This window comes from Peribacillus sp. Hz7, assembly GCF_042136355.1.
Taxonomy (GTDB): domain Bacteria; phylum Bacillota; class Bacilli; order Bacillales; family DSM-1321; genus Peribacillus; species Peribacillus asahii_A.
The window spans coordinates 357,917-370,751 of the sequence record NZ_JBHHJV010000001.1 but is presented as its reverse complement, the minus strand read 5'-3'; the positions used below and the strand labels follow the sequence as shown (position 1 = coordinate 370,751).

The following is a 12,835-nucleotide window of genomic DNA, read 5'->3' as shown; positions in this document are numbered from 1 at the left end:
ACTGATGGAAGTTTCACTTTATGTCACTGTGACTCTTGTGTTTTAATCAACTCATTATAAAAGGTAGCTGTTGATGTTGTAATATAAGGAATTAACCATAAGAATCCGATTCCAAATGTAATTACAGAGAGAATCCCCCATCCGATAAAACTTAAATGAAGCAAGAAATATTTCCACTTATATCCTTTCATTCGCACTTTACTTTCCGTAATGGCCTCTAAAATTGAATATTCCGGATGATCCTTTAACAAGAAAAATGTTTGGGAATACGAAAATTGTTTAATAATACCTGGAATAATAAATAATAAGGTCCAAAGAAAAATAAAAATGCTCACTACAATCGACGTTCCGATTAATTTCAACGATTTTTTCCAATCAGCATAAATCGCAAACACTTGCGATAATCTAGCTCCTTCTAGACGAGCAATCGAAAGATAAAACCAATACACCGCAACCGATAATGGAATCAAAAGAAAGGACACAATAATATTTGCTATACTCGCTTGCCATGATACCTCGGCTGACCCCTCACTTACCTCCCATCCTCCACCAAACAGAAGGGATATAACATTCGGAACAATGGTAAAAATCAAGAATGTAAGAAAAGAAAGAAGAACACAAAGTCCCCAATTTCCTTGTAAGGCACCTCTCGCTTGTTGCTTAATAGCTGAAATTTTCATCTGTATTCGCCTCCTCGAAGTCTGTCTATAACAAAGTATGTAAAAAGGAGAAAAAAAAGAATAGAGCACGTTCAAAAATATTGTTTAATAAAAGCTGAAAAAAAGAACTAGACCCGATAGAAGGTCTAGTTCTCTAAAAAATTATTGATTGACATAATATTCTTTTACAACTGTTGCACAGCGTGGACATAATGTTGCATGCTCTTCCACTTCACCAACCGCTTCAGACACATTCCAGCAACGCTCACATGTTTCACCGTTCGCTTTTGAAACAACAATTGCCGCATATTCTAGTGTAACTGCCTCTTGAGGAGCTTCAGATACATCACCTGCTACTTCGAATTGTGAAACGATGAATAATTGCTCCATGTTTTCTTCAATGCTGGCAAGCAGGTTTTTCACATCTTCCTTCACATACACTGATACTTTCGCATTTAACGACTTACCGATTACTTTTTCATTACGCGCTTCTTCCAATGCTTTTAACACATCATTACGCAAGTTCATAAACACATTCCATTTTTCTTCAATCGCTTCTGCTCCATCGATTGACAGCTCTTCCGGCATTAATGTCAACTGAACGCTCGCTTCTGTTACACCTGGAATAAACGCCCATACTTCATCCGCTGTATGAGAAAGAATTGGTGAAACAAGTTTCGTTAAGCTTACTAATGCTTCGTATAATACTGTTTGAATCGCTAAACGATCTCGCCCATTCGGTGCTTCACAGTATAAAATATCTTTCGCATAATCAAGATAGAATGAACTTAAATCTTGTGTACAGAAATTATTGATAAGATGATAAATTGTCGCAAATTCATAGTTGTCATATGCTTGTTTCGTATTTTTAATTAATTTATTCAATTTCACTAACATATATTGATCGACTTCACGTAAGTCAGCGATCGCTACTTTATCTGTTTCTGGATTAAAACCATCTAAGTTTCCTAATAAGAAACGGAATGTATTACGGATTTTACGGTATACTTCCGCCACTTGTTTCAAAATAGCATCCGATACACGAACGTCCGCTTGATAATCTACAGATGCTACCCATAGACGTAAAATATCAGCACCTAACTGATTCATAACTTTTGCCGGGATAACAACATTTCCAACGGATTTACTCATTTTACGACCTTCACCATCTAAAGCAAATCCATGACTTAATACGCCTTTATATGGTGCTTTGCCTGTCACTGCAACCCCTGTAGAAAGAGAAGAGTTAAACCAACCACGATATTGGTCAGAGCCTTCTAAATATAAATCTGCTGGACGTTGCAGCTCATCGCGCTCCTCTAAAACGGCTTGATGGGAAGAACCAGAGTCAAACCAAACATCCATAATATCTGTTTCTTTTGTAAATACGCCATTTGGGCTGCCTTCATGCGTAAACCCTTCAGGAAGAAGGTCTTTCGCTTCACGCTCAAACCACACGTTTGAACCATGCTCACGGAATAATTCTGATACATGATTAATCGTTTCGTCTGTGATAATCGGTTCACCATTTTCCGCATAAAACACCGGAATCGGAACACCCCATGCGCGTTGACGAGAAATACACCAATCGCCACGATCACGAACCATATTATAAAGACGCGTTTCTCCCCACGCTGGCACCCATTTCGTTTCAGCAATCGCCGTTAACAGGTCTTCACGGAAGTCTTTAATTGAGGCAAACCATTGAGCCGTTGCACGGAAAATCGTCGGTTTCTTTGTGCGCCAATCATGTGGATAAGAATGCGTGATAAAGCTTAAGTTTAACAACGCCCCTGCTTCTTTTAATTTTTCTGTAATTGGTTTATTTGCTTCATCATAGAATAATCCTGCAAATTCACCAGCTTCTTCTGTCATAACACCTTTTTCATCTACTGGACAAAGAACATCTAAACCATACTTTTGACCAACGATAAAGTCATCTTCCCCGTGTCCTGGTGCCGTATGAACACACCCTGTACCAGCATCTGTTGTAACGTGCTCACCTAGCATCACTAATGAATCGCGGTCATATAGTGGATGTTTCGCTACTACACGATCTAGCTCTGCACCTTTTACCGTTTGAATGACTTGTGGGTTTTCCCAACCGATTGCCGTCGTTACAGCTTCAAGTAACGCTTCGGCAACTAAATATTTCTCACCAGCAGCTTCAACAACAACATACTTCAATTGCGGATGAACAGAAATTCCTAAGTTAGCAGGCATTGTCCAAGGCGTTGTTGTCCAAATAACAATTTTGACACCTTCTTCAAGAATCCCTTTTCCATCACGTACTTCAAATGCAACATAGATGGAAGCCGAACGTTTATCTTGATACTCAATCTCCGCTTCAGCAAGCGCTGATTCACTTGAAGGAGACCAATAAACAGGTTTTTTCCCCTTATAGATATAACCTTTTTTCGCCATATCACCGAACACTTTAATTTGTTGTGCTTCATATTCTGGCTTTAATGTAATATACGGGTTTTCCCAATCCCCACGAACACCTAAACGCTTAAATTGTTCACGTTGATTATTAATTTGCTCATAAGCGTACTCTTCACAAAGCTTGCGGAATTCAGCTACGCTCATTTCTTTACGTTTTACACCTTTTTTCGTTAATGCTGTTTCAATTGGTAAACCGTGCGTATCCCACCCTGGTACATAAGGGGCATGAAAACCGTTCATCGATTTAAAGCGAACGATAAAATCTTTTAAAATTTTATTCAACGCATGACCCATATGAATATCGCCATTTGCATAAGGAGGGCCATCATGCAAGATAAATAACGGGCGTCCTTCTGTATGCTGTTGCACTTGTTTGTAAATATTCACTTCTTCCCATTTTGCTTGAATTTCCGGTTCACGCTTCGGTAAATTCCCACGCATCGGAAATTCTGTTTTTGGCATCAATAACGTATCTTTATAATCCATGTATATATCCTCCATCTGTATTTAGACAATTTTCTGAAACAATGACAGGACAAATAAAAAAGCTTTCTCATCCCTAGTAAAGGGACGAGAAAGCTTGAATTCCCGCGGTACCACCCTGGTTAGATTACTCTTCTAAAAAACAAGAGCCATCCTCTTTGAGCATTCATAACGTGAATGTAACGCCTTGTTTACTAGCAAAATTGCGTTCAACTTGGAACTCTAGGGTGATCTTCTATTCTTCTCTTATTTCCGGGCTCTCACCATCCCCGAATCGCTTAAATAAGATTTTGAAGAAATATACTGTCCCCGTCATCGTCTACTTAATTATCTAAATGGTTTTGTTAAAAAATTATATGCGAAATACGTACTACTCGTCAAGGAATCGTTTAATTTTCTTCCTTCATTCCATCATTTATTTCAATTTCAGTTGCATCTACTTCATATTCAAGAAGGTGATCCCAATCCTCATTATCTAATAAATCAAGCTGTGCTTCGACAAGCATTTTAAAGCGCATGCGGAACACTTTCGATTGCTTCTTGAGCTCTTCGATTTCAACTGCTATTTTACGCGCCTTAAGTAACGAATCGTTGACAATCCGATCCGCATTCTTTTCAGCTTCTTTAATAATCAATTTTGCTTCTTTTTGCGCATTACGCTTCACTTCTTCCGCTGCTTCTTGAGCAACAAGAATCGATTTATTAAGTGTACCTTCAATATTTGTAAAATGTCCTAGGCGTTCGTATGTTTCTTCTAATTTTTGTTCAATTTCTTTCTTTTCTCGTAAAACGAGCTCATAATCTTTAATAATTTGATCAAGAAATTCATTTACCTCATCTTCATCATACCCACGAAACACTTTACTAAACTCTTGATTATGTATATCCATCGGAGTTAAGGGCATTAAGGGCACCTCCACAACAAATTCTTCTCTCTATGATTCGACAAATATCTATAAAATCCCTTTCACTAAACGATTATTTCTTCTTACCGATTAGCACTTTCCACTTGTCTTTTTTTGTTTTCCCATCAATTGAAATCATTTTACATCGACCAAATCCTCTAACCGAAATCACATCTCCAACTTGGCAGTCCTCGGAAGTTTTTTCCGTTTGCTTAAAATTCAATTTCACTTTACCGGCCGCAATCAATACCTGAGCCTTTTGTCGTGATAGATTCAAAGCCGTTGCAAGTACCGTATCAAGCCTTAAAGAGCTAACAGTTAAATAGTGCTCCACCCAATTCTCATCCACTTGAATAATGTGTGAAAATGGGCGTTTCTTAATCGTTATTGTTGCTTTTCCGACCTTTTCAAGATTAGCCATTAAATACGTATCGATTTCTTGGGCCGCAACAAACTGAACCTCGTCATCTTTTATAAGAATATCACCAAATTTTTCGCGCTTTAATCCGAGCGACATAAGCGTTCCAAGTACATGACGATGTTCAAGTGTAATAAATTTTTTAGGATAAGAGATTTCATAGAGACTGAGTTGAAAGTCGCTCAATTCCGGGGAAAAGTAGTCTGGGAATAATAACGCTCGTCGACGTTCTACCGTATCAGCACCACCATAAAATTGCAAGTTAACATCCTCATCACGTCCTAACAAAGAAAGGACAATTTGCTGCTGACGCGGATCAAGAAAGTCTGTAAGCTTCGGTGCATAAGAGTTCTTCACTTGTTGAATCCAACTCGCAGCTCCATCGATAAACTCCTTTTCCTCCGGTCTAAAATGTTGATAAATACTCATGTACAACTCCCTATGTATGTTCATGATTGACAATGTAAAAATTGTATGCGTTTATTGCAGACTACGCACGTTTACTCTAAAGAGTACATCACTTGTCAGCTAATCCAATTAGCAAGTTGAAACACGCCTGATTTCGCAAGATTTAAAACAAGTATCGCCACGATTGGAGAAATATCAATCATTCCTAGCGGTGGAATAAATTTGCGGAACTGTTCTAAATACGGCTCACAAACTTTAGCAAAAAACTGACCGACAGCTGATTCTCTAGCATTCGGGAACCATGACATTAAAATATAAATAATTAATGCGATAGAATACACTTCAATAATTGTTACAAATAAACTTAAGATTAACCCCATAAAATACTACCACCTCGTTTCCTCATCTTCCTCATCGAATCCGAAACCAGTAATGTTTCCGGAAACATCGACGTTAGCAGGAGTACATAAAAAAATATCTGTCCCTATTTTTTGAATATCCCCATTAATTGCATAAACGGTACCACTTAGAAAATCAACGATACGCTTTCCTTGATCACGCTGAATTCGTTGTAAATTCACAACAACCGCTCGCTTATTATTTAAATGATCGGCTACTTCCTGTGCATCCGCATAAGCACGAGGTTCCAATAATACTACTTTAGAAGATTTTTGTACGCTTTGCAAACTTACGATATTATTATTCGATGTATTAACAGGAGCTGGCTTCGAGGTCTTAACCACTTTTGGCTCTTCAACCTCTTTCTCTACCACTTCTTCCTTATACTCATACTCATCATCTAACGCAAAATAAGATTTGAATTTTGATACAATCGACATTCGCGTACCTCCTTAAGATTCTTCGCCTACCAATGCAGTACCTATTCGAATCATCGTTGCTCCCTCTTCAATCGCAATGACAAAATCATTAGACATTCCCATTGATAACTCCGTACACGGTGCATAATCAATGTCAGCCCCCTGAATCTGCATTTGAAGTTCTTTAAGTCCTCGGAAGCATGTTCGCAATACTTGCTCATCATCTGTTAGCGGTGCCATTGTCATCAACCCAGCTACAATGATTTGATCATACTCCGCTAATTCTTGAATAAATGGGAGCACTTCACTCGGTTTAAGTCCATGTTTAGATTCTTCACCAGAAACATTTACCTGTACTAAACATTTTATCGGTTCATTTGCTCGTTTTTGAATCTCTGCTGCTAAAGAAATTCTATCCAATGAATGAATATAGGCAATTTTATCAATAACAATCTTCACTTTACGTGTTTGTAATGATCCTATATAGTGCCAATTAGGCCTGTCCTGTAATACTTCATATTTAGTTAAAAGCCCTTCGTCACGGTTTTCTCCTAAGTCCTCAATTCCCGCTTCGAGAGCTTCCTTTGCCCGCTCTGTTGTTACATATTTCGTAACAGCAATTAGCGTAACCTCCTCACGTTTCCTGTTGCTACGCGCGCATGCCTCTTGTATTTGTTCTTCGATGTGTACTAATTTATCTGCAACTTTCACAACTACGTTACTCCTCCTTCCAACCAATAAAGCTCATCAAACGACCTGTACGTCCTTTATCACGTCGATGTGAATAAAATAAATCATCATGACAGCTTGTACAATAGGTTGATATATCTATCTGATGTTTTGGAACTCCGGATTTTTCTAATATGATAGCGTTTAAATGCTTCAAATCTAATTGATACTGTCCTTCACTGATTAAATTATATGGCTTTTCGTCATATTCTTCCAGCAATTTTTGCACACGGTGGATAACTTTATCATCTACAATATAACAATTTGAACAAATCGAAGGTCCAATCACAACAAAGATTTCGTTTGCTGATATCCCCTCTCCTTGCCAAGCTTTAATCATTTTACCGGCGATTTCACCAACCGTCCCTTTCCACCCAGCATGTGCTGCTCCGATAAAGCCTTGTTTCGGTGCATAAAACAATAATGGCACACAATCCGCATAACAGAGAGTCAGCAATATATTTTTCTCCGATGTATAAAAACCGTCTGTCCTTTTGAAGCTAGATTCATATTCGATCGCTCCTCTGCCTACATCTGAACGACCGATTCGTTGAATACAGGTTTCATGCGTTTGCTCTGCACCAACCCAACAATTCAATGAAAATGAAAGATCCTCTGCCAAAAGACGGCGATTGGCCTGCACATCTACGAGACGATCATCAACGTGAAAGCCAATATTTAGCGTTTGATACTCTTTTTGACTCACTCCGCCATTTTTCGTCGTAAACCCTGCAACAAGGTTAGAATCTTTTTTAGTCCATGAGTCAATAAGCAAATATCGATCTTTGATTAAAGTAAATGGTTCTCGCATATATTATTCCTCATTATTTTTTATTTAGTGTACCACATTTATCACGCAATCGCTCATGTTAATACTGATCATCGGGCATTTCTGTTTGAAATAATAACTGGTGCTCAACGAGAATAACATCCGTTCCAATTTTTTTAATTTTATGCCATGGAATGACGATTTCCTGATCCCGCCCAAATACTCCCATCCATCTGCTACTGTTAGAAACAACAATTGCTTCAATTTTACCAGTAGTTGTATTAATTTCTAAATCAGTCATATTTCCTAGCTTTTTTCCGTCTGCTATATTAACAATATCTTTAATCTGAAAATCAGAAATTCTTGTCAACGAACATCAGCTCCATTTCATTGATGTACCTGTTGATTTATATATATGATAAGACGAAGGCTCCCATGAAACATAATCGATGAAAAAGAAGAATATGTTCAATAATATGGTTCATTCAACTCAATCATGTCATATAAAGTGAAACTTCCATCAGTAGGGTCTTACTGCCCATTGGAGTGTGGGATAAAGTGAGGGTTGGTGATTTTTTACTTCTATTCGCTCTGGTCCCATATATAAATGAACCAAAATAAAAAGCCCGCTACATAGCTTGCTGGGCAAAGGGTAAAGAAGGGCTTCTTTACCCAGTTTGGCAAGCTTGTAACGCGCTTAATGTTGGATATTTTTATTCATTTGTTTAATGGCCGCTTTTTCTAACCGAGAAACTTGCGCCTGTGAAATGCCGATTTCCTCAGCTACCTCCATTTGCGTTTTTCCCTGAAAGAATCGTTTACGTAAAATCATTTTTTCGCGTTCATTTAAGCGGCGCATGCCTTCGTTCACAGCAATTTCATCAATCCACGTACTATCTTTGTTTTTCTCGTCACTTAACTGGTCGAGTACATAAATTGGATCCCCGCCGTCATTATAAATCGGTTCAAACAAAGAAACAGGATCTTGGATTGCATCTAGAGCAAAGACAATTTCCTCATGGGGTACCTCCAACACTTTTGCGATTTCTTCTGCTGTTGGCTCACGAAGCGTTTGGCTTATGAGCTTTTCTTTTACTTGCAAAGCTTTGTAGGCGATATCCCTTAACGAACGAGACACACGAATTGGATTATTATCACGCAAGTAACGTCTAATTTCACCAATAATCATGGGTACAGCATACGTTGAAAATTTTACATTTTGACCGAGGTCAAAGTTATCAATGGACTTCATTAACCCTATACAGCCTACCTGAAATAGATCATCTACATATTCCCCGCGATTATTAAAGCGTTGAATGACGCTCAAAACGAGCCTAAGATTCCCATTTACCAGTTTCTCTCTTGCTGAAATATCGCCATCCTGCATTTCTTTAAAGAGTACTCTCATTTCATCATTCTTTAAAACCGGTAATTTCGATGTATCAACACCGCAGATTTCAACCTTATTACGAGACAAATTTATTCCCTCCTCACAGGAGCGCTGTACAAACATCAGTATCTCCGCGGGAGGGAAAAATATGCACTTGTTTGTCGTCGAAACATGTCAGTTTAGCTAAAGAATATTGATTACATCACTATTTATCAGCATTAGAAAAAATTTTTACACCATTTTATTAAACTCTTTTCGAAGCCGCTTAATAATTCGTTTTTCCAAACGGGAGATATAAGATTGAGAAATACCAAGCATATCTGCTACATCCTTTTGAGTCTTCTCCTCTTCACCTGCTAGTCCAAAGCGCAGCTCCATAATTTGCTTTTCACGGTCCGATAGTTGGGTTAATGCTTTCGTCAATAAATTCCGATCAACATTCGCTTCTAAATCTTTCGTAATAATATCTTCCTCTGTACCTAATACATCTGATAGCAGAAGCTCATTCCCATCCCAATCAATATTTAATGGTTCATCAAACGATACTTCCGAACGAATTTTATTGTTTCTTCGTAAATACATGAGAATTTCATTTTCAATACATCTCGATGCATAGGTAGCTAATTTAATTTTCTTCTCTGGGTTAAACGTATTAACCGCCTTAATTAACCCAATCGTTCCGATGCTGATAAGATCCTCAATATTAATGCCTGTGTTCTCAAATTTACGAGCAATATAGACCACAAGTCTTAAGTTACGTTCAATTAAGATGGAACGAGCCGCCTCATCTCCCTTTGGTAACTTATTAATCAAGATTTCTTCTTCTTCTTTTGATAGAGGCGGTGGCAGCGCTTCACTTCCGCCTATATAAAAAACCTCATCTGTTTTGAGCCCTAATTTAAATAATAATTTGTACCACAAGTACGTTATACGAAGAATAAATTTCCTCAAAATAATTCTCCCTTCTACACTTAGACTTTGTTATTGAACGCGATTATGGTGTATTCCATATGTGGATGGATGAACAACTCTGTTACACGACACATCCATTAACGATATTTTGTAATAAAAACGAGACTCATAGACTATCGCCCTATGAAGCATTCGGAACAGGAATGCCTGTCAACATTTTCGGATGTACAATACATTGATACGTATTCTCTGCCGAAAGCTGCTGCAAAGTGAACGACACAAGGCCACGTTCTACTTCGTATACTTTTTCATCATACTGAATGCGCAAAGAATCTGGTTTAATAGCGGTCAATAATTGATGACTCTGTCCAACTACTTTATAAGGAATCACGCGAATTCGTTCGGCCCAGGTGTAGTTCGTCATTTCACCTTCTTGCAGCATAGTATCAGGATTTTCAAAAAGCTCCAACATATCAGCCGGGATATGTGACTCCTGTCCAACAATTGACGCAATCATGACCGGGGAGCGACTAATCGGATCATACAGCTGATTCCCGCTATCAATGAGACCTTGAAATTCAGCTTTAAAGTCTGCTACCTCAACCGTTACCGTCACTATCTGGTCATAGTTGAGTTTCGTCATTTCCATTCCATCAAGCATTCGTTTCGAAAACTGCCACGCAAGTGGAAAACCAAGCGCTACAAACAGCCAGCTCATTGGATCACCGAAGCGATTCATACCCATTTGTGTACTAGTAGACATTTCTGCCACTTGAAACGAGAAGAAATAATGGAGCCCAAGTAAAATTCCTCCTGATAAAAAGGTCACAAAATACAGTGTCATAAGTGTCTTCAAAAAAAGTTTTAAACGAATAAAGCCAAATACAGTCAACACCATAAAGACGGAAAATAATAATTTCATATAGATGTTATCAGTCAAAGCAGAATATGAAGTGAATGCCAACGCGATAATGAAGGAACCGACTAAACCACCTGCTACCAGCCGCCATAACGGTACTCGTCGCTTTAAGATAATCGCAGTCCAATACAAAAGAAGACAGTCGAAAAGCCAATTTAATAGCCAAATGATATCTACGTATACTGTCAAGCCGTCCACTCCTTTCGAAGGAAAAGGGGCGGAACTCCGCATCTTTTTACATCACCTTCAAGTTAGGGGAACATTTGATGTATCCTAGGGCTTTTAGTGGTGCATGCTTACGTTCACGCCGCCTTTATTCTTCCACTTCATTTTTCATAATCATGTAGATCACCCTTGCTGATGGTCTATCGTTCTTGAAAAGAGTATAACGTACCTGCTTTGCGAAAGTGTGTCACTTTTTGTGCTGAAATTGTAAAAGTTTTTCAACCTTTTTGTTGAAAAAACACTATAAGTATTGGTTCTTTTTTTTCAGAGAGAAGCATAGCTCCCAAAAAAGTCTAAAACTAAAGCATGAGGGACTAGAGAGAAATCGACAATACTTGTAGATAAAGTGAAACTTCCACCAGTGGGGGTTTTCCTTCATCCCCACTGGTGGTTAGTTGAACCAATCGGACCTTTATGGGCAGTTGCCCCCACCTATCTTCTTTGTTCCCTCATAAGCTTGAGGTGGAGGCTTACTGCCCGTTAAGTGTGGGATAAACAAAAAAAGATTCAAAGGCTACATAAAATCGTAACCTTTGAATCTTTTTCAATCATTATTCCTTAACGACGTTTATTACGGTTGCGAAGGAATGTTGGAATATCTAATGTTTCTTCCGCTTGAGTATTTACACTGCGAACCGGTGGCTCATGTGTTTCTTCTCGTTTCACTTCACGCTTCATAGTCGGCTGTGATGGCTGTTGAGATTGTGGTTGTGGTTGTGTTCTCGGTTGCTGTTGTCCAAATGAAGGACGTGTAGGCTGACGTAATGGCTGCTCTACTTCATTGAAGCCTGTTGCAATAACCGTTACAACAATCTCATCTTTTAAATTCTCATTAATGACCGAACCAAAAATCATGTTTACCTCTTGATCAGACGCAGTCGCTACAATATCAGCTGCTTCCTGAACTTCAAATAAACTTAAATTCGTACCACCTGTAATATTCATAAGCACACCTTGTGCACCATCAATGGATTTTTCAAGCAATGGACTGGAGATTGCTTTTTTCGCAGCTTCTGTTGCACGATTTTCTCCAGAGGCAATTCCAATTCCCATAAGAGCAGAGCCTTTGTTTGACATAATCGTCTTCACATCGGCAAAATCGAGGTTAATCAAACCTGGTGTAGCAATCAAATCTGAAATACCTTGTACCCCTTGACGAAGAACATTATCCGCTTCACGGAATGCTTCAAGCATCGGTGTACTTTTATCAACAATTTCCAAAAGACGATCGTTTGGAATGACAATTAACGTGTCTACCGATTCCTTCATCGCTGAAATGCCGCCTTGGGCCTGTGTCGCACGCTTGCGTCCTTCGAATGTAAATGGACGAGTAACTACTCCAACCGTTAGCGCTCCTAAATCTCTTGCAATTTGCGCAATGACTGGAGCTGCACCAGTCCCTGTTCCGCCGCCCATACCAGCAGTAACAAACACCATATCTGCACCACGAAGAGCTTCTTCGATTTGTTCTTTACTTTCTTCGGCCGCTTTCTTCCCAACCTCTGGATTCGCACCGGCACCTAATCCACGTGTTAATTTACCGCCGATTTGCATCTTTACTTCTGCTTTAGATAGATTAAGAGCTTGAGCATCGGTATTCACAGCAATAAATTCTACACCTTGTACTCCATGCTCAATCATACGGTTTACAGCATTGTTTCCGCCGCCGCCAACACCTATAACTTTTATCATTGCTAATTGTTCTAAATTAGAATCAAACTCTAACATGACAAGCCTCCTATTTTGACGAAATTC

Annotated in this window: 13 protein-coding genes and 1 other annotated feature; all 13 genes read right to left on the bottom strand. The window is 38.8% G+C overall.

What is annotated here, in order from left to right:
- Positions 1-23: 23 nt before the first annotated feature.
- Positions 24-680, bottom strand: coding sequence for a DUF975 family protein (locus tag ACE199_RS01795; RefSeq protein WP_375348331.1), 657 nt, complete (start codon positions 678-680; stop codon positions 24-26).
- A 141-nt stretch (positions 681-821) separates the two neighbouring features.
- Positions 822-3,590: an isoleucine--tRNA ligase gene (gene ileS / locus ACE199_RS01790; RefSeq protein WP_375348330.1), complete on the bottom strand. Its 2,769-nt coding sequence runs from the start codon at positions 3,588-3,590 to the stop codon at positions 822-824.
- Between the two features lie 77 nt (positions 3,591-3,667).
- Positions 3,668-3,912, bottom strand: a binding site (T-box leader).
- Between the two features lie 64 nt (positions 3,913-3,976).
- Positions 3,977-4,492, bottom strand: a complete 516-nt coding sequence (locus ACE199_RS01785) for a DivIVA domain-containing protein (RefSeq protein ID WP_127759718.1) — start codon at positions 4,490-4,492, stop codon at positions 3,977-3,979.
- A 73-nt stretch (positions 4,493-4,565) separates the two neighbouring features.
- A complete protein-coding gene (locus ACE199_RS01780) occupies positions 4,566-5,339 on the bottom strand; it encodes a YlmH family RNA-binding protein (protein WP_375348329.1) in 774 nt (257 codons plus the stop codon).
- A 95-nt stretch (positions 5,340-5,434) separates the two neighbouring features.
- Entirely contained in the window at positions 5,435-5,698 is a 264-nt protein-coding gene (locus ACE199_RS01775) for a YggT family protein (protein WP_127759716.1), read from the bottom strand.
- A gap of 6 nt (positions 5,699-5,704) precedes the next feature.
- A complete protein-coding gene (locus ACE199_RS01770) occupies positions 5,705-6,157 on the bottom strand; it encodes a cell division protein SepF (protein ID WP_119116642.1) in 453 nt (150 codons plus the stop codon).
- A gap of 12 nt (positions 6,158-6,169) precedes the next feature.
- A complete protein-coding gene (locus ACE199_RS01765) occupies positions 6,170-6,847 on the bottom strand; it encodes a YggS family pyridoxal phosphate-dependent enzyme (RefSeq protein ID WP_375348328.1) in 678 nt (225 codons plus the stop codon).
- 7 nt (positions 6,848-6,854) lie between these two features.
- The gene (gene pgeF, locus ACE199_RS01760; RefSeq protein WP_375348327.1) at positions 6,855-7,676 is read right to left on the bottom strand and encodes a peptidoglycan editing factor PgeF; all 822 of its coding nucleotides are present in this window, start codon (positions 7,674-7,676) and stop codon (positions 6,855-6,857) included.
- A 58-nt stretch (positions 7,677-7,734) separates the two neighbouring features.
- The gene (locus ACE199_RS01755) at positions 7,735-8,004 is read right to left on the bottom strand and encodes a YlmC/YmxH family sporulation protein (protein WP_252289910.1); all 270 of its coding nucleotides are present in this window, start codon (positions 8,002-8,004) and stop codon (positions 7,735-7,737) included.
- Positions 8,005-8,331: 327 nt separating this feature from the next.
- Positions 8,332-9,111, bottom strand: a complete 780-nt coding sequence (gene sigG, locus ACE199_RS01750; RefSeq protein WP_119116646.1) for an RNA polymerase sporulation sigma factor SigG — start codon at positions 9,109-9,111, stop codon at positions 8,332-8,334.
- Positions 9,112-9,255: 144 nt separating this feature from the next.
- Positions 9,256-9,975, bottom strand: a complete 720-nt coding sequence (gene sigE / locus ACE199_RS01745) for an RNA polymerase sporulation sigma factor SigE (RefSeq protein WP_119116647.1) — start codon at positions 9,973-9,975, stop codon at positions 9,256-9,258.
- Between the two features lie 142 nt (positions 9,976-10,117).
- The gene (gene spoIIGA, locus ACE199_RS01740) at positions 10,118-11,044 is read right to left on the bottom strand and encodes a sigma-E processing peptidase SpoIIGA (protein WP_127759712.1); all 927 of its coding nucleotides are present in this window, start codon (positions 11,042-11,044) and stop codon (positions 10,118-10,120) included.
- A 594-nt stretch (positions 11,045-11,638) separates the two neighbouring features.
- Positions 11,639-12,808 carry a cell division protein FtsZ gene (ftsZ, locus tag ACE199_RS01735; protein WP_127759711.1) on the bottom strand — a complete coding sequence of 390 codons (1,170 nt, stop codon included), beginning with the start codon at positions 12,806-12,808 and terminating at the stop codon, positions 11,639-11,641.
- Positions 12,809-12,835: the final 27 nt, after the last annotated feature.